The 19,202-nt window shown below is 35.3% G+C and carries 16 protein-coding genes; 7 read left to right on the forward strand and 9 right to left on the reverse strand.

Going from position 1 to position 19,202, the window contains the following annotated elements; all coding sequences use genetic code 11:
• The first annotated feature begins 143 nt into the window (after positions 1 to 143).
• From gerKA to gerKC, 3 genes are read left to right on the forward strand one after another with little or no spacing between them, the layout of a single operon-like run.
• Positions 144 to 1,646, forward strand: a complete 1,503-nt coding sequence (gene gerKA, locus EUC40_RS22750; RefSeq protein WP_156576675.1) for a spore germination protein GerKA — start codon at positions 144 to 146, stop codon at positions 1,644 to 1,646.
• A complete protein-coding gene (locus EUC40_RS22755; protein ID WP_156576676.1) occupies positions 1,627 to 2,733 on the forward strand; it encodes a GerAB/ArcD/ProY family transporter in 1,107 nt (368 codons plus the stop codon). The genes gerKA and EUC40_RS22755 overlap by 20 nt, the downstream gene beginning before the upstream one ends.
• On the forward strand, positions 2,714 to 3,838 hold the full coding sequence (gene gerKC, locus EUC40_RS22760; protein ID WP_156576677.1) for a spore germination protein GerKC: 1,125 nt from the start codon (positions 2,714 to 2,716) through the stop codon (positions 3,836 to 3,838). The genes EUC40_RS22755 and gerKC overlap by 20 nt, the downstream gene beginning before the upstream one ends.
• A 31-nt stretch (positions 3,839 to 3,869) precedes the next feature.
• On the opposite strand, the gene treC is transcribed toward gerKC, so the two are convergent.
• The 3 genes from treC to treR form a co-directional block, all read right to left on the reverse strand.
• Positions 3,870 to 5,531 (reverse strand): alpha,alpha-phosphotrehalase, encoded by a 1,662-nt coding sequence (gene treC, locus EUC40_RS22765; protein ID WP_156576678.1) that lies wholly within the window; start codon positions 5,529 to 5,531, stop codon positions 3,870 to 3,872.
• A gap of 13 nt (positions 5,532 to 5,544) precedes the next feature.
• Complete coding sequence (gene treP, locus EUC40_RS22770) at positions 5,545 to 6,972, reverse strand: PTS system trehalose-specific EIIBC component (protein ID WP_156576679.1); 1,428 nt, start codon at positions 6,970 to 6,972, stop codon at positions 5,545 to 5,547.
• Between the two features lie 140 nt (positions 6,973 to 7,112).
• Positions 7,113 to 7,823, reverse strand: a complete 711-nt coding sequence (treR, locus tag EUC40_RS22775) for a trehalose operon repressor (RefSeq protein WP_071710216.1) — start codon at positions 7,821 to 7,823, stop codon at positions 7,113 to 7,115.
• 449 nt (positions 7,824 to 8,272) lie between these two features.
• On the opposite strand from treR, the gene EUC40_RS22780 reads away from it, so the two are divergent.
• Positions 8,273 to 9,670, forward strand: coding sequence for an amino acid permease (locus tag EUC40_RS22780; protein WP_071710215.1), 1,398 nt, complete (start codon positions 8,273 to 8,275; stop codon positions 9,668 to 9,670).
• Positions 9,671 to 9,700: 30 nt separating this feature from the next.
• Here EUC40_RS22780 and EUC40_RS22785 read toward each other — a convergent pair whose 3' ends face one another.
• From EUC40_RS22785 to EUC40_RS22795, 3 genes are all read right to left on the reverse strand, one after another.
• On the reverse strand, positions 9,701 to 11,404 hold the full coding sequence (locus EUC40_RS22785; RefSeq protein ID WP_071710214.1) for a putative bifunctional diguanylate cyclase/phosphodiesterase: 1,704 nt from the start codon (positions 11,402 to 11,404) through the stop codon (positions 9,701 to 9,703).
• A gap of 493 nt (positions 11,405 to 11,897) precedes the next feature.
• Positions 11,898 to 12,218, reverse strand: a complete 321-nt coding sequence (locus tag EUC40_RS22790; RefSeq protein ID WP_156576680.1) for a cobalt transporter — start codon at positions 12,216 to 12,218, stop codon at positions 11,898 to 11,900.
• Between the two features lie 29 nt (positions 12,219 to 12,247).
• The gene (locus EUC40_RS22795) at positions 12,248 to 12,484 is read right to left on the reverse strand and encodes a hypothetical protein (protein WP_000274354.1); all 237 of its coding nucleotides are present in this window, start codon (positions 12,482 to 12,484) and stop codon (positions 12,248 to 12,250) included.
• A 183-nt stretch (positions 12,485 to 12,667) separates the two neighbouring features.
• Between EUC40_RS22795 and EUC40_RS22800 the strand changes: the two genes are divergently transcribed.
• The 3 genes from EUC40_RS22800 to EUC40_RS22810 all read left to right on the forward strand — a co-directional run bounded on the left by EUC40_RS22800 (position 12,668) and on the right by EUC40_RS22810 (position 17,104).
• A complete protein-coding gene (locus EUC40_RS22800; RefSeq protein WP_071710211.1) occupies positions 12,668 to 14,197 on the forward strand; it encodes a cardiolipin synthase in 1,530 nt (509 codons plus the stop codon).
• Between the two features lie 126 nt (positions 14,198 to 14,323).
• Complete coding sequence (locus EUC40_RS22805; RefSeq protein WP_071710210.1) at positions 14,324 to 15,217, forward strand: ATP-binding protein; 894 nt, start codon at positions 14,324 to 14,326, stop codon at positions 15,215 to 15,217.
• A gap of 3 nt (positions 15,218 to 15,220) precedes the next feature.
• The gene (locus EUC40_RS22810) at positions 15,221 to 17,104 is read left to right on the forward strand and encodes a vWA domain-containing protein (protein ID WP_071710209.1); all 1,884 of its coding nucleotides are present in this window, start codon (positions 15,221 to 15,223) and stop codon (positions 17,102 to 17,104) included.
• 38 nt (positions 17,105 to 17,142) lie between these two features.
• On the opposite strand, the gene EUC40_RS22815 is transcribed toward EUC40_RS22810, so the two are convergent.
• The 3 genes from EUC40_RS22815 to EUC40_RS22825 all read right to left on the reverse strand — a co-directional run bounded on the left by EUC40_RS22815 (position 17,143) and on the right by EUC40_RS22825 (position 19,172).
• Positions 17,143 to 17,565: an NUDIX hydrolase gene (locus tag EUC40_RS22815; protein WP_156576681.1), complete on the reverse strand. Its 423-nt coding sequence runs from the start codon at positions 17,563 to 17,565 to the stop codon at positions 17,143 to 17,145.
• Positions 17,552 to 18,094 (reverse strand): orotate phosphoribosyltransferase, encoded by a 543-nt coding sequence (gene pyrE, locus EUC40_RS22820; RefSeq protein WP_156576682.1) that lies wholly within the window; start codon positions 18,092 to 18,094, stop codon positions 17,552 to 17,554. Before pyrE ends, EUC40_RS22815 begins: the two co-directional genes overlap by 14 nt.
• Positions 18,095 to 18,206: 112 nt before the next feature.
• On the reverse strand, positions 18,207 to 19,172 hold the full coding sequence (locus EUC40_RS22825; RefSeq protein ID WP_000723137.1) for an L-threonine 3-dehydrogenase: 966 nt from the start codon (positions 19,170 to 19,172) through the stop codon (positions 18,207 to 18,209).
• Between the last annotated feature and the right edge of the window lie 30 nt (positions 19,173 to 19,202).

Genomic DNA, 19,202 nt, shown 5'->3' on the forward strand with positions numbered 1-19,202 from the left:
CCCTCTACTCCGTGTTTCCTTAAGTATAAAAGATGACGTAACGTAACTTTCAATCCTCTTTTTTAAAAAATAATTCAAGCATAAATTTCTCACAAACGACAAAAATTAACAGAAACAATTGTACTTTAAAAGAGGTGGAAATTATGACCGAACAGGAAAGTTCGCAACAAGATAATAACAAAAAGCATATGTTTCCATCACTTCCGGAGAACATTAATTACATCGAAAACAAACTTTCCCATTCAGATGATATAAAAAAACTAGATGTTCCTTTTCAAAATGGAAAAGGAACAATCTTATATATCGAATCTTTAGCAGACCCAAATTTAATTCATCAGCTCGCTCTTGAGCCTCTATTAACTCGATCCGAACTGTCTTTAGATAAAGTTTTTTCCACATTAAATATGAAAAAAGAAACAAATTTAAATTATGGTGTACAGCTTTTATTACAAGGTAAATCATTATATTTTCATGATCAAGTCGAATTCTTTTGTATTTTCGAAACGGCTCTATCTTTAAAAAGAGATATAACAGAACCTGATAATGAAGGTATTGTACGTGGACCGCATACTGGATTTGTAGAAGATTTAGCAACGAATTTAGCTTCCATTCGTAAACTCATAAAAAGTCCAAACGTCGTCGTTAAATATTTCACACTTGGTGAAGAAATGCACACGAAAGTGGCAATTGCTTATATGCAAAACATAGCGAATGACGATTTAGTTACAGAAGTAAAAAGAAGATTAGAAACGATTAAGACAGATGCACTTATGCCTCCAGGATATATACAAGAATTTATAGAGGATACGTCTTTCTCACCATTTCCGCAGCAATTAAATACAGAGCGTCCAGATAGAGTTGCAGCAAATTTAATGGAAGGACGAGTTGCTATTTTATCTGATGGAGATCCAACAGCGCTCATCGTTCCTGTTACGTTATTTGCTTTCTATCAATCACCAGATGATTATAATAACCGCTGGATTGTCGGTTCTTTCGTCCGAATGATTCGCTTAGTGAGTTTTTTAATTGCTTTTCTCTTACCGGCTATATATATCGCAACCGTAGCCTTTCATCCTGATGTATTGCCGCTTGAACTTGTGTATACAATTAAAGCTTCATTAGAGAAAGTACCACTTCCTCCTATTTTCGAAGCTCTCTTAATGGAACTAATTTTCGAGTTATTACGAGAAGCTGGTATTCGTCTACCGAGCCGAGTTGGACAAACAATCGGTATTGTAGGCGGTTTAGTAATTGGTGATGCAATTGTAAAAGCTGGCCTTGTTTCTTATACGATGATCATCGTTGTAGCTTTAACTGCAATCTCATCTTTTCTCGTTCCATCAAACGATATGAGTTCAGCAGTTCGAATTCTTCGTTTTCCATTAATGATTCTCGCTGCGATATTCGGATATGTAGGAATTTCATTTGGCTTGATTATAACTTTTGTTCATTTATGTCAGCTTCATTCTTTTCATACACCATATCTTTCTCCTATTGCTCCAATGCGAATAAAAGATATGAAAGATTCTTTTGTAAGACTACCAATTTGGTCATTTTGGGAACGACCACATGATCCAAAACCGAAAAAAATGCAACGACAACATGTAACGAGAGAGGATGAGAACGGTGACAAACACGCAAAGTAAAATTTCGCTTGTTCAATTTACCTTTTTCGTTATTCAATGCCAAATCGGGGTTGGTATACTTTCTTTACCTAACCGTCTTCACCCAATAGCAAAAGGAGGCGGATGGATTTCCGCTCTCATTGCTGGACTTGCGATTCAACTTATTATTTTACTTATGTGGCTTTTCTTAAAACGATTTCCTGATGCAGATATGTATGAAAGTGTTTGTATGCTATTTGGTAATAAGTTTGGAAAACTATTAGGTTTTGCTTATGTTTTTTATTTTACTCTTATTGGTATGACGGTTATGTTAAATGCTTGTAATGTCATAAAAGTTTGGATATTACAAGCCACTCCTTGGTCTGCCATTCTCATGCTATTTACAATAGCTTGTTGCTATGTAGCCTATAATACATTTAAAGTAATTGTGCGATTTTATGTCATGGCTTCTATTCTTATTGTCCCAATGGCACTTTTAATTGGACTTGGGCTCACGCGGGCTGACTTTTCTTATATTTTTCCAATTACAGAAGCTGGATGGTGGAATATTATTCAAGCATCCAAAGAAACAATTACAGCCATGTATGGTTTTGAAATTATTCTTATCGCTTTCCCAAAAGTAAATGGGAGTTCTATTGCAAAACTGAAGGCCATTTCTATCGCCAATGGATTTGTAACTATTTTTTATACTTTTACTGTTTGGATTTGCTTTATCGTATTTAGTCCAAAACAAGTTGAACTTATTCCAGAACCAGTTGCTTACTTATTACGTTCCTTACATATCGGGATTATAGACCGGACTGATTTACTATTCATACCAATATGGATGATAACAGTTGCGGCTTCTATTGCTAGTTATTATTGTGCTGCTTCAATTGGAATGGGACATATATTCAATCTTGCTAATCATAAAAAAGCTGTTCCAATCGTTGGTATTATTGCTTTTAGTGTAGCCTTATTTATAGATACACCTGAAGAATTAAAAGTAATTTCAACTTTCACTGATAAGTTCACCTATATTTTCATAGTTGTCCTCCCTCTATTATTTCTACTTTATTCAGTAATAAGAAATAAGAAAGGAGAACAATATGTTCCAAAAAAGAGTTAAATTACTTTTTATATTATGTACTAGTTCCCTCCTTTCTGGCTGTTGGGATCAAGAACCATTAAGAGAAGCAAGGTTAGCTTATAGTATTGGATCTGATATTACGGAAGAGAATAAACTCCAGCAAACAATCGAGCTCGTAAAAAGTTCAAGCGGAGAGCAATCTTCATTCGAGAATGAAATACATTCAGCAACCGGGCATAACATAAGGGATACAAGCGATGCCCTAAAAAAAAATGTGACTGGAAATATTCGTTATTTCAAATATGGTGTTCAATTACTAGGAACCAAAATTTTAAAAAAAGGTATACTACCCTATTTAGATGTCAGCTTTCGGGACCCAACAAACCCAACTGCTTTAGTAAAACTTATTGCAGTAGATGGTGAAACATCCGAGATACTAGAAAAAAAGAAAGTAGGAAATTTACTAATTGGAGATTTTCTAAAGAAAAAAGTGAAAAGCTTAGAAGATATGAGTGTATTTCCAAAAGAAACTTTAGAAACAGCTGCTACAAAAATGTTAGATCCCGGTAAAGATTTCACTCTCCCTTCTATAAAAGTAAGAGGAAAAGAAGTTATTACAAACGGATTAGCTTTATTTAATAACGACAAATTAACTGGACATTTACCCCTAAACCAAGCTGTTTTATTCGTTTTATTAACTGGGAAGATGGGAACAAGTGCCCGTATAACTCAAAAACTTACTAGCGATGAATCAGAGAAGACATCTGATTATTTAACAATGGAAGTGAGCAATCGGAAATTAAAACGCGACTTAAAAATAAAAACAGATAAAAAAGGAAATGTTTATGCTCACATTCAGCTTCAACTAAAAGTGATAGCACTTGAATCCCCGCGAGATAATCTGTATACAATGGCTGACAGAGAAAAACTAAATAAAGAACTGTCTAAACAGCTTACGAAAGAGGCGAAAAAAATAACAAACAAACTACAAAAGGCAAATTGTGATGCTTTCGGTATCGGTAGACACCTTATCGCCTATCATCCTGATCTGTGGAAGAAAAAAAATTGGAATAAAGATTATGCAAAAGTAAAATTCAAACCTGAGGTAGAGGTAAACATTTTGTATAGCGGGGTCTTAAAATAAAAGGTTGTATGCCACGCGGGCATACAACCTTTTATTTCGTATATCGATATACAATTGATTCGTATGGTCTTAAGTTAAGGGTTGTAATATCCTTGCTGGAATCTTTATAATTCGACAGTAGTACTTCTTGTTTCATGCCATCTAATTGAACGTGCTTTGGTACAGAGTACGTTATTTCTTCTCCATAGAAGTTATTAATAACAAGTAGCACTTCACTATCTGTAGTACGAGTATATGCCCAAATCTTAGGATGATTTTCATCTAAAATAGCATATTCTCCTTCTGTAATTACATCATATGTTTTTCTTAATTCAATTAGTTTTTTGTAATGATACAATACAGATTCATTATCTTCTAATGCTTTTTCTACATTAATCTCTTTATAATTCTCAGCAACTGAAATCCAAGGTGTACTTGTTGTAAACCCACTGTTCGCCTCTTCATTCCACTGCATCGGAGTACGGGAGTTGTCACGAGATTTTTGTTTTAAAATTCCTATAATCTCTTCTTTAGATAAGCCTTCTTCTTGTTTTATATCATATATATTTAAAGATTCCACATCACGATATTGTTCGATAGACTCAAAATTAGGATTCGTCATACCGATTTCTTCGCCTTGATAAATGTAAGGTGTGCCCTGCAACATATGCATAGCCGTTGCTAACATTTTTGCAGATTCATTTCGGTACTTTCCATCATTACCAAAGCGTGACACAATGCGAGGCTGGTCATGATTACACCAGAATAATGCATTCCATCCCCCGCCCTTTTGCATTTCCATTTGCCAATTAGACATAATCTCTTTTAATTTAATAAAATCAAACTCAGCCTTCGTCCACTTATCACCATTTGGATAATCTACTTTTAAATGATGGAAACTAAACGTCATACTTAATTCATTGCGCTCAGGGTTTGAATATTTAATACAATTATCAATTGTCGTAGATGACATTTCTCCAACTGTAATCACATCTTTCCCTTCAAACACATTTCGGTTCATCTCTTGTAAATATTCATGAACACGCGGACCATCTGTATAATATTTACGTCCATCGCTTGTCGCCGTACTTCCGTCATCATTTAAGAACTGTTGATCTTTTGAAATTAAATTAATAACATCTAATCGGAATCCAGTTACCCCTTTCTCAAGCCAAAAGCGCATCATATCATATACTTCTTCACGAAGTTTTTCATTTTCCCAATTTAAATCCGCTTGCGTCTCATCAAATAGATGTAAAAAATATTGCTCTGTCTTCTCATCATATTTCCAAGCGGACCCACCAAACTTAGACTGCCAATTATTTTTTTCATCACGCCAAATATAGTAATTACGATATGGACTATTTTTATCTTCCTTCGCTTCCTTAAACCACTTATGCTCCGTCGAACTATGGTTTACAACGATGTCTAGCATAATTTCAATGTTACGTGCTTTCGCTTCTTCTAAAAGCTCTTCAAACTCTTCCATCGTTCCGTAAGATGGATCAATACTGTAATAATCACTTACATCGTATCCATTATCATGTTGTGGTGATTCGTATATCGGTGTTAACCAAATATAATCTACTCCGAGTTCTTTTAAGTAATCTAGTTTCTCTGTAACCCCTTTTATATCACCGGTTTCTTTATTGTAATAGCTATTAAAGCTCTTCGGATAAATTTGATAGACTACACTTTTATGCCAATCCTTCATGTTTAACTTCCTCCTACTTCTGTTTCACTCGTTTTGCAAATAACCACGTTAACGTAAATGGGATTACAACTGCGATAATCATTCCGACAATAAACATTGGAATCGATTTCGGAATGATAGAAATAAATGCTGGTAATCCACCAATTCCGATAGCAGGTGCTAATACACCATTTAACGTAATGAATATTGCTGCCACAGCCGATCCTATAATTGCTGCATAAAACGGAAATTTATTTCGTAAGTTCACACCAAACATAGCTGGCTCTGTAATACCGAAATATGCTGAGATTGCTGATGTCGATGCCATGCTTTTATCATTTTGATTTTTAGAAATCCAGAACATCGCAAGTGCTGCACTACCTTGCGCAATGTTAGAAAGGGCAATCATTGGCCAAATGAATGTACCACCGTGCTGTGCAATTAATTGTAAATCGATAGCAATAAACATATGATGCATACCTGTAATTACAAGTGGTGCATACAATGCTCCAAACAATATTGCTCCAACTACTGGTACTGTTTCATATACCCCTACTAATCCAGCTGTTAATAAATCTCCAATATGACGTGTAACTGGACCAATAATCCCTAATGCTAACACACCTGTTACGACAATCGTTGTAATTGGTACGACTAGTAATTGAATTGCATTTGGTACATGTTTCTTTAAGAAGATTTCCACTTTACTTAATACGAATGCTGCTACTAAGACCGGCAAGATTTGTCCTTGATACCCTACCTTTTCAATTTGAAATAATCCTAAAATATCGAAGTACTCAATCTTTTGCCCGTCTAAACCAGTCGCTGCTTTTCCATAATCCCACGCGTTTAATAAGGCTGGATGCACAAGCATTAATCCCATAACAATCCCGAGTATCGGACTACCACCAAAACGCTTCGTTGCTGACCAACCGACAAGTGCTGGTAAGAATACGAATGCTGTATTCGCCATCATATTAATTAAATCCCAAAGCCCACTTAAGTTTGGATACACATCTAATAAATTTTTGCCTTCAAAAAATAAGTCCTTCGCCCCTAATAGATTGTTAATTCCCATTAGTAAACCAGCTGTTACGATTGCTGGTAATATCGGCATAAATACATCTGAAAATACTTTTACAAACTTTTGAGCTGGATTTAGCTTTTGGTTTCCAGAATCTTTTACATCAGCTACTGTCGCTTCTTTCATACCTGCAAGCGTTATCAATTCGGCATATACTCGATCAACATCTCCTGGACCGATTACAATTTGAAATATCCCAGCGTTATGAAACGCTCCTTTTACTAATGCAATAGACTGTAATTTATCATTATCTATTTTACTTTCATCCTTTAAAGCGATACGGAGCCTCGTTACACAGTGCGCAGCTTGTTCGATATTGTCTTTTCCACCAATATACTGCAACACTTCCTCTGCTGTTTTACGATAGTCTTTCCCCATATTCCCGTCCCTCTTTTCTTTTTTTGATACCGTTTACACTTACATATTAACTCGTATATATAAGTTAGTCAACACTCGTATATACGAGTTTGTGTTTTTTTATAAAAAAAAGAGGTGAAACAATATTTTGTTCCACCTCTTTACTTCCTCCGTGCCACATCCGAAAAATGAAAAATATCTAAACGGTGGCGTGATTCTGTATATTCAAACTGACTTCCATCATATAAATGCGTAAAGTTTTTCACAACGACAACATAGTCTGTTCCATTTAAATCTAAATACTTTCTGTCATCCTCTGTACACGGCTGCACTTCAATTACCCTCTGCGAATAGCTAATATGTAGCCCTAATTCTTTCTCAATGTATTTATAAATTGATGCTGTTGCAATTTCTTTCGTTAACCCTGGAATAAACTCAGATACAAAATGATTGATATCTAAAATTACTTTTTCTCCATCAATATTTCGCACTCGTTTAATATGATCTATTTCTGTTTTTTCTTTCACGTTTAATAACTTTGCTACATCTTTCGTAGCTTTTATTTTATCCATTTCTACGACATCTGTAATACAATGACGTCCTAAACGTTCATTTTCTTCTTGGAAACTTACAATGCCACCAAAGTTGAATTCAATATTTTTTCGCTTTAATACAAAAACACCTTTTCCATGAATTTTTTGCACATATCCACGCTCTTGCAATAAATCTACTGCTTTTCTTACAGTACCTCGGCTTGCCTCATACTGCTTCATTAATTCAGTTTCTGATGGGATTTTGCATCCCTCTTTTAATTGCTTATTATCAATAGAATTACTGATTTCTGTATAAATTTGTTCATACTTACTCATCATCTACAATAGCCCCTTGTCACCTTCTAATTCTATATGTATTATACCATACTACACTCTTCTGCCAATCTCTCACTTATTTTCCAGTATAGGAAAAATAAAGATAAATATTTAATCTCCAAAACGTATTTTTATAAAAATTTTTATATTTTTCTTTTCATTCAAAAAAGCATGTAGTATACTAATTTCAAAATCAGAGGAGAAAGGGAGCAAAGAACTATGCTTACTTATACAACAATTGTAGTTACATTTGCACAAAAACATCATCATCATACGTAACCCTTGAAACCTAGCGGAAAAATTACGCGTAGGTACAAGGGTTATTCCCGTTGTACCTACGTTAGGCGAAGAGCCATGTAGGTATTTTTTATCTACATGGCTCTTTTTTTATTGCCAAAAAGCTAGTAAAAAATGATGTTTAAGCAAAACTTACTACAAAGGAGTTAACAAAAATGGAAACGAAAAAATGGGGATTATGGATTTTAACAGCTTTTGTTATTGGGAATATGGTTGGCGGTGGCGTATTTATGCTCCCAGCAAATTTAGCACATGTATCAGGTCCAATGGGTTCTACACTCGCATGGAGTATTACAGGGCTTGGCGTATTTATGATCGCACTCGTATTTGGAAATTTAGCAATCCGAAAACCAGAATTAAAAGCAGGGCCACAAAGCTATGCTCAAGCGATGTTCCCTTCAAAAAAGGCGGGTAAAGTTGCAGGATATAGTATGGCATGGGGATATTGGGCTGCGAACTGGGCTGCAACAGCATCTGTTATTATTTCCTTTGCTGGATATTTATCAACATTCTTTCCAGTTTTACAAAGTAAGCAAATTCTCTTTTCAACGAACGGATTTTCACTCGAACTTGGAAAAGGATTAACTTTCCTCGTATGTAGCCTTATGTTATGGGGAATTCAATATATTCTTTCTCAAAATATTGACCAAGCTGGTAATATGAACCTTCTTGCTACTATCGCAAAAATTATTGGATTTACAATGTTTATTGTAATCACATTATTCATTTTCAATGCTTCTAATTTCGGAGACGGTCAAACATTTATGAATGAGGCAGGACAATCCATCTCGTTAGGTGGACAAATTAATTCAGCTGCTATCGCAACACTTTGGGCATTTATCGGTATTGAGTCTGCTGTAATGCTTTCAAATCGTGCAAAATCTCAGCGCGATGTAAAAAAGGCTACGATTTTCGGCTTAATCATTGCCCTTCTTATTTACATGTCAATTACTTTACTTACAATGGGAGCTCTTCCGCAAGATGCTTTAAAAGAATCTCAAAAACCATTAGTAGACGCATTAAATTTAGCAATTGGCAATAAAGGTGCCTACATCATGGCTTTACTTGCACTTGTATCTTTATTTGGATCTACAGTTGGCTGGATCGTTGTGAGTTCAGAAGTACCTTACCAGGCAGCAAAAAATGGACTTTTCCCTAAATTGTTCGCAAAAACAAATAAAAAAGGTAGTCCTTCAAAATCATTATTTATTACAAATGTGATGACGCAAATTTTCTTATTCTCAACGATTTCTGGTACTGTATCAGAAGCTTATAATTTCGCTATCGTTGTAGCAACATTAGCATATTTAATTCCATACCTTGTTTCTACCCTGTACCAATTAAAATTAGTTATTACAGGAGAAACGTACGATATAATGCCTGGCTCTCGAGTAAAAGATGGAATCATTACTATATTGGCATTGGTATACTCCATTTGGGTTATCAAAACGGGAACTGCTGATTTAAAAACGTTCTTCTTAGGAATTGGGTTGTTTATATTAGGTCTGATTCTTTACCCAATACTAATGAGAGACTCACAAAAAACAAATTAAAAAAGAGAAGCTTCTAGCTTCTCTTTTTTATTAAAAATCTGTAATTAACTTTTCTTTTAACTCTCCTACAGATAAAGGTTTCGCATAATAAAATCCTTGTACATAATCACAGCCCATGGATTGAAGTAAACTTTCTTGTTCTACGTTTTCTACCCCTTCAGCAACTACTGCTAAATTTAAACTATGAGCAATTTCAATAACAGATTTTACAATTGTACGCTCTGGTTGCGCGTGTTCATAATGAAATTCACGAATAAAATTACGATCAATTTTCACGATATCAAGTGGTAGTTGCTTTAAATAATATAAAGAAGAATAACCAGTTCCGAAATCATCTAAAGCAATTAAAATGCCCATACTTCTGATTTCTTGTAATGTAGCGATAATATAATCAAAATGGCGAACAGCAATACTTTCCGTTATTTCTAAAATTAAACGATTCGGTGGAAAACCTGTTCTTCTTAAAATACTACGTACAGACAAAATAAAACGCTTTTGCATTAATTGTTGTATCGATAAATTAACCGATAATTTTAATCCTTCTTCATACTCTGGTAATGTTTTAAACAAGCGGCATGATTTTTCTAACACCCAGTCTCCTAATTTTATAATAAGACCAGATTCTTCAGCTACTGGAATAAATTCGCCTGGTGAAATAGGTCCTTCTTCTGTCGAACAACGTGCTAAAGCCTCAACACCAGTATATTTCTTCGTTTTCAAATCAATGATAGGTTGCAGCGCCACATCTAATTCTTCATCACGAATTGCCTTTTGCAAAGCAAACTCAATCTTCATTCTACGATTTATTTTGGCACGTAACTCATCTGTAAAGAAACACGCCGCGTTCCTACCCTGTTCTTTCGCACTATACATAGCTAAATCCGAATTTTTCAATAGTGTTTCCACATCTTGTCCATCTTGTGGATAAGAACAAAGCCCTAGACTAGCTGAAATGTATACTTCGTGACCTTCCAGCATAAATGGTGCCTGAAAACATGACAATACAGATGTCGCTAGCTGCCTCATCTCATCTTGTGTATGTTTTTTGGTTAACAGTACAAATTCATCTCCACCAAGCCTAGCCAGAACATCTTTCTCGCCTAACACATAATGCAAGCGTGAAGCGACTTCACTTAAAAGTAAATCTCCTATCATATGACCTAACGTATCATTCACTAATTTAAAACGATCTAAATCAAAGTAAATCATACCAAATTCTATTTTCTCTACAATCATCTTATTTACAGTCGTAATTAACTGTAAACGATTTGGTAAACTTGTTAACGCATCATGGTATGCAAGTTCTCTATAACGACTTTCGCTTAACCGCAATCTTTGTTCTGCTTCTTTTCTACTACTAATATCATTTCGGATCGCAATAAACTGATATGGCTCTCCTTTTTCGTTTAGAAATGGAACAATTGTTGTTTTAACCCAATAATATGTACCATCTTTTGCTTGATTTCGAATTTCTCCTGTCCAAACTTTTCCATTCGAAATACGCTTCCATAGTATTTGAAAAAATGCTTTCGGATGATATCCTGAATTTAAAATACGATGATCTTTTCCTATTAGCTCTTCTCTTGTATATTTAGATATTTCACAAAACTTATCGTTTACATATGTAATAAGACCTTTTCGATCTGTAATTGCAACAATTGAAGACTCATCTAATGCCATCTTTAAATCTCGCAATGAAGAGTCATACAATGCATGATCTCTTTGTTCTAGCATGCTCATCTCTCCTTGCTTCCTATCTGACTAAAACACAACTTGTTTCTCTTCATAGAAATAGAGATATTTCATTTTCTCATAATAGACCTTTACATAAACAATAGTTTTAAATAGGCCGATTAAAATAACATAATATTATTTGTAATAAAAAGCAATATAATACCGTTTCAATTATAAGTAGTAGCTTTTCATCTCTTTAATTTTCTTTCCTTATTATATTGCACTCATTCTCTTACGTTCCTTTAACTCGCTCTTTTCAAAACCTATTTCTTACTAATTCCGCTTATATTTAACGTCCATTCCTTACACATCAGAATAGAAGTTCAAACATACTATACAACTATTCACGAATAATAATATAAAAATCTAAATTGGTATATACGTTTTTGAATTACAATAACAAAATATTAACATATTTTCACCTTTATTTTGGAAGTATTTTATAAATAAATACATTATTAAACTAAAAAAAGAGGTTCACCTCTTTTTTAGTTTAATAATGGTATGGTATTTGCTGATAACTTGGGTATGGTGCTGGATATGGCGCTGGATATGTTACCGGGTACGGCGCTGGATAATAGCCTCCACTTGTTGCACCGGTTAATGCACCTGCTGTAAGCCCGCCTAACACGCCTCCTGCAAAACTTCCAGGGAAAAATCCGCCACCCCAAGAGCCACCTCCCCAGCCCCATCCACCACCGTGATGATGATGATTATAATGATTGTGTCCACCATGATGATTATGTCCGCCGTGATTATGGTGCCCTCCATGATGATTACGATAATACAAACCGTTATGTTCTATATAGTTCATTTTCCCCTCTCCTTTTCAATTTCCTCACCTTAATAGGTGTTGTATGAATAATATGGATCTTGTTGATAACCTGTATAGTAAGAATAATCCTGGTAATACGGATAACTATATCCCCCATAACCAAAACCAGGGCTTAGTAATGCACCTGCTACAAATCCAGGAAAGAAACCTCCGCCAAAAAACGGCGAGTGTCCAAAACCACCCTGGAAGCCTCCATGCCCAAAACCACCGCCGTGACCAAATCCTCCGATTGGACGACCATACATTGTATTCATCCCCCTTTTCTATATAAAGACGTAATAAGATACTGTATGTAGGACAAATGCGGAAAGTATAGGGAAATACCTATATTTTGTAAAAAATAAAAAACACTTTATAATAAAGATGTCACATTACATCTCTTATTTAAAAAGTCTATATTCAAGGAAGATTAGAGGAATTATATAAAAATGAAGAAACCTATCGTTCAATTATTATTAGTATTTACAATTGTATCTATCGTTCTCTTACTTTTAGATATATCGGCTATCTCGCTATATACATTTGTTGGTGCCCTATGGTCTATTACAATCGTAGGGATTTCATTTGTTATTTTTATCGAAAATAGGTCTCCCCAAAGTACATTAGCTTGGTTTTTAGTATTAGCGCTTCTACCGATTGTCGGTGTACTTTTATACTCTATTTTCGGTCGTAGCCGCTGGAGAAGAAAAAAGCATCTCCATCGCTCAGAAGAACAAAGAAAATTATTCCGTGAAATTTTAGAAGGAAGAAGACTAGAATTATCACTCACAGTCCCATTACATGAACGTTCCTTACATTTAACAGAAGTCGTGCAAAAATTTGGAGGCGGTCCTGCCGCAGATAGAACAACTACACAACTTTTAACAAACGGAGATCAAACATTCTCAGAGATTTTGCAAGCTATCGAGCAGGCAAAACATCACATACATATTCAATACTATATTTATAAATCTGATGAGATTGGTACAAAAGTTCGAGATGCGTTAATAAAAAAAGCTAAAGCTGGTGTTATTGTACGCTTCCTTTATGATGGACTTGGAAGTAATACTTTAAGAAGACGATTTTTACAACCTATGAAAGAATCTGGTATTGAAATTGTAGAATTTGACCCTATTTTTTCAGCTTGGTTACTTGAAACAGTCAATTATCGTAACCATCGTAAAATCGTCATTGTGGATGGAGAAATTGGTTTTACTGGCGGGCTCAACGTCGGTGACGAATATCTTGGCCGTTCAAAAAAATTCCCAGTTTGGCGTGACAGTCATTTAAAAATAGAAGGAAAAGCGTTATATAAATTACAAGCAATCTTCCTAGAAGACTGGCTCTATGCTTCTAGCGGGTTGAATACTTATTCTTGGGAGCAATTTATGAATAGAGAATACTTCCCAGGTAAAGAAATTTTGAATGCAGACGGTGCTGTACAAATTGTAGCGAGCGGACCAAGTTCAGATGATAAAAGTATTCGTAATACATTACTAGCTGTTATGGGATCTGCCAAAAAATCTATTTGGATCGCTACACCATACTTTATTCCAGACCAAGAAACTTTAACATTATTACGCTTAAGTGCGATTTCCGGCATAGATGTACGCATTTTATACCCAGGTAAAAGTGATAGCATCATTAGCGATCAAGCATCGCAATCCTATTTCACTCCACTTTTAAAAGCTGGTGCTTCCATCTACAGTTATAAAGATGGTTTTATGCACGCAAAAATTGTACTCGTAGATGATAAAGTCGCGACAATTGGAACAGCAAATATGGATGTACGCAGCTTTGAATTAAATTATGAAATTATTGGTGTTCTTTATGAGTCAGAAACTGTTCATGATATTAAACGTGATTTTGAAGAAGACTTTAAGCATTCCACTGAAATTAAATGGAACGCTTTCCAAAAAAGAAGTATAAAAAAACGAATATTAGAGTCTTTCATGCGACTCATTTCTCCTTTACTATAAGCAATCAATGTACTATTGATTGCTTTTTCTTTTATATTTGTCCCTCTCCTTTTCTTTGCATACCATATTAAAACAAGTTATCATAAGATGTATTGCTTTATGAAAATAATGTTAGGTGGGAAATACATGTTAGAACAATTTCATATACATGCTGATTTAAAACAGCAGCTTTCTACAATTCACGAAAAGAATAAACAAAAAGCTGGTGAAAATGCACATTTAATCGGTACAAAAATATATAAAGCGTCTGATAACAGTATTATCGAAGACGCTATTACAGCTCTTCTTCTTGGAAAAAACATTCTATTAAAAGGACCGACTGGTAGTGGGAAAACAGTACTAGCGGAAACTCTTTCTTCTTTATTCCAAAAACCAATGCATAGCATTAACTGTTCTGTTGACCTAGATGTAGAAGGTATTTTAGGATACAACACATTGCACACAAAAGATGGCGCATCTGAAGTTACCTTCGTTAACGGCCCTCTTATGAAAGCAATGCAGAACGGTCATTTCCTATATATTGATGAAATCAATATGGCAAAACCTGAAACGTTGCCACTTCTTCACGGTGCATTAGATTACCGTAAAATGATTACAAATCCTTTTACACAAGAAGTCGTATACGGTGATGACGAGTATCGTGTAATCGCTGCGATAAATGAAGGCTACGTTGGGACAAGCGAACTGAACGAAGCATTAAAAAACCGTTTCGTTATTATTGAAGTTCCTTACATCCAAGGCGACACATTAAAAGAATTATTATTAGCAGAATCAAAATTAAAAGACACTGCAACAATTGAAAAGTTCGTTGCATTTGCAAGCGACCTTATGCCTTTAGCTCACGATGGACGTGTAAGTGAAGAAGCAGCAAGTATCCGTGGTATTATCGATGCATGTGATTTAGGTGTATATATTCCTGTTATGCGCGCTATTGAAAGAAGCATTATTGCAAAATTAAATGATGAAACAGAACAAATGACTGTCCGTGAATTAGCAGAAAGTTATTTCTTTGAGGGATAATTCATGAGACAAATTTTTAGTGACAAAAAAATTGATGCGTCGCTTTTTCTACAAATGGAAAACTTAATGTATGCCCTTCTAAAGGAAGACGATGCCTATCTTGAATATGGCTATAAAGCATACTACGACGAAATTGAAAAGAAAGTTGTCATTAGTCACTTTTGGGATGATCGAAAAGAAGAAGATACAGTAATCGGATTAAAAAGCGAAGTGTTCTTAAAAGCACTTGGTAATAAACATTACTCGGACATGACTTTAATTCGTTCTTATGCGATTGAATTACAAGAATCGCCCCTAAAAAAGTTTTTAACACAATTATTTGTTCTATTAGAAGATTTACGCGTTGAGGAAATCGTAAAAAGCTTACGCCCTGGCACAAAGCATATTTTTAGACGCCGAAAAGAAATGTACCGCAATTACTTCGGCTCACAAAATGAAATAAACCGTGTTCGTAACTATCATGGTGATCGTCTATTTTGTCTCTGTTACCTTTCATTAACGAGCGATAAATATGAAATGTTTAATAATGAATATTTCGAGCACATTGAAACTATTTTGCATGAAACATTCCAAGCACGTAATACAGAAGATATTATGTATATCGTTGAGAAAATTCGCTATCGCTTAGAGGAGCTTCTTGAAAGTGATATGCTTAACAACTATTTCGGTCATGCACCGCTTTATTTATCTGTCATTGCAGACGAAAAAAACTGCCGCGTCGAAGATTTAGCAAATGATGATACGCAGCTCATAGATGACGATGAAAATAAAAACAAAATGGATGAAAGCTTCTCAACATGGCACCGTGAAAATAAAAACAATGAAAACGAGAACTTTTTACGCTTTGAATTAGAAAGCGGAACAAAGACAAATATGATGGGTGATACTGCTCGTGAATCGGAAGATGGCGATCAAGCCTTAGGTTCCGTACAAGGTACTTCTCAAAAAAGTACACAATCTAACTTTGATGGTGCTGACACAGAAGAAGCAAGAGCTTCACACGCTTCTAGCCAAAACGACGGTGCATACGGTAAGTATAACACTGGCGCTTCTCATACATTTAAAGAAGCACGTAAACCAAATCCTGACGAGAAAAAAGATTACCAAGCTATCAAATCAGTCGTTAATAAAGATGTAAAAGAATTAAAGAAAATTATCGAAAAAACAATTGAAAATAAAACAAACGCAAACAGTGATAAATATTATGGAAGACTTCGTAAGAAATTCCTTCGTATTTATACTGAAAAGCAACCACGCATGTTTTATAAAAAAGGGCAAGAATCACAAGAGCTCGACGTTGCATTCCAATTACTAGTGGACTGCTCTGGTTCTATGTATAACAAAATGGAAGAAACGAAAAAAAGTGTTGTACTATTCCATGAGGCTTTAAAATCTTTAAAAATCCCGCACGCTATTAGTGGATTTTGGGAAGATGCTTCTAGTGCTAAACCTGAAGATAAACCGAACGTTATCCATGAAGTTGTAAATTACAAAAACTCAACGCTACCAAACGTTGGTCCAGAAATTATGCAACTTCGTGAAGAAGAAGATAATCGCGACGGATATATTATTCGTATCGTTTCTGAAAAGCTTGCGAAAAGACCAGAAAAGCATAAATTCTTACTTGTCTTCACAGACGGTGAGCCTTCCGCGCTAGACTATCAACAAGACGGTATTTTAGATACACACGAAGCTGTCAAACTTGCTCGTAAAAGTGGTATGGAAGTAATCGGAATCTTCATCGAAGAAGGCGAAGCGAAAGAAGCAACGTATCAATTAATGAAGAACATTTATAACCATCACTTCTTAGTTGCAAATCACGCTGAAGATTTACGTCTGAAGATTAAACCACTATTGAAAAAGTTATTACTGAAGACGATTGAATAGAAAAACAGGAGCCTTGCGCTCCTGTTTTTTTATTTTAATCACTTTGTTTCTGGCTGAAACTTGTATGGAATGGCTACTTTTAATAACGATTCGAATCCTCCATCGTAGAATGGGAATCGCTCATTTGCGATTTTTTTATCTACCCATTCAATTGCGGAAATTTCGCCTTCATCTTCTACACAAAACTCACCTGTTACTACTTTCGCTCGGAATGTAAAAAGTAGTGCATGATGGCCTTTTTTCTCAAAAAACTTCTCATTTAATGCAACAAGTTCACCTGCCACAGCAGTTAAGCCTGTCTCTTCTTTTACTTCTCTTACTAGTGCTTCCTGCAATGTTTCCCCCTTTTCAACCGCACCACCTGGTAATGACCAAACGTTTTGTTCTATATTATGTACCATTAATATTTCATCTGTTTCCTCATCATGTATGAGTGCATATACGACATCAACTCTTTGCATGTTGCTTTTCTCCTTCAATTAACTCATCCATTGTAAATAAAGAATGCAGCTGTAAGCCGTCTTCTAATAAGTTTTCTCTTCCCTCTTTTGTTCGTTCGATTACACCTAGAACATGATTCACTTTCGCACCGAGTTCTCTTAACTCTTTCGTGCTTAATAATATTTGACCGCCTGTCGTAATAACATCTTCAACAACACAAACATTTTTCCCAGCAATATCAATACCTTCTGCTAACTTACATGTACCGTACTTCTTCGCTTCTTTTCTCACAAATACAACTGGTATACCCATTTGTAAAGATAATGCTGTTGCTACTGGAATACCTCCCATCTCTAAACCTGCGAGTACTTCTGTTTCAGGAGGAATGAGCTCTTTCAATTGTTTAGCAATTTCTAATAATAGTACTGGATTAGATTCGAATAAGTACTTATCAAAGTATTGATTTGATACTTGTCCTGATCGAAGCTTAAATGTTCCTGTTAAACGTGACGTATTATAAATTTTCTTTGCTAGCTCCCATTTCTCCATTCCCTGTCTCCCCTTTACACACAAATTAACTCATTCTATCACACTTGTAATTATTTGTATATTCTTAAAATACAAACAAAAAGGATCGATTCCTAAGAATCGACCCTTCCTATTAATTCATCACTAACTCAGCTGCGAGCTTTTTTTTTAACTTCGCTAGCATGTCCGTTGTCATTTTGTCTAAATCGTATTCTGCTTTAAAGCCCCACTCTTTCATTGCCGCTGTTGCATCAATAGAGTTTGGCCAGCTATCAGCAATTGTTTGACGAGCAGGATCTACAGCGTAATCCATTGTAAATGTCGGGATGTGTTTACGAATTGATGCTGCGATTTGCTCTGGCTCAAAGCTCATTGCTGTAATATTAAATGCATTTCTATGCACTAACTTACTTGGATCAGCTTCCATTAATGAAATGATCGCTTGTAAAGCATCTGGCATATACATCATATCCATGTATGTTCCTTCTGCAATGTATGAGGTGTATGTGCCTTTTTTAATCGCCTCATAATAAATTTCAACTGCATAATCAGTTGTTCCGCCTCCTGGAGGAGCTACGTAAGAAATTAAACCAGGGAAACGTACACCGCGCGTATCAACGCCAAACTTTTGATGATAATAATCACATAGTAATTCTCCTGCTACTTTGTTTACCCCATACATCGTAGTCGGACGCTGAATTGTATCTTGTGGCGTATTATCTTTCGGCGTTGATGGACCGAATGCACCAATAGAACTTGGCGTGAAAAACTTACAGTTTAATTCACGAGCTGCTTCTAACGCATTTACAAGTCCGCCCATATTTAAATTCCATGCAAATAGCGGATTTTTTTCCGCCGTTGCTGAAAGTAAAGCTGCTAAATGAATAATTGTATCTACTTCATTACGCTTTGCGATATCATGTAGTTTTTGTCCATCTGTTACATCTAACGTTTCAAATGGACCAGACGTTACTACTTCACTATCTGTTTCACGAATATCTGTTGCAATAACATTTGATGCGCCGTATACATCACGAAGTTTCATTACTAGTTCAGAACCAATTTGCCCTAAAGAACCGGTTACTAGAATTTTTTTCATTTTCCCCACTCCTCATTTGCAAGCTATTCA

Source organism: Bacillus luti (assembly GCF_009739945.1).
Classification (GTDB): Bacteria; Bacillota; Bacilli; order Bacillales; family Bacillaceae_G; genus Bacillus_A; species Bacillus_A luti.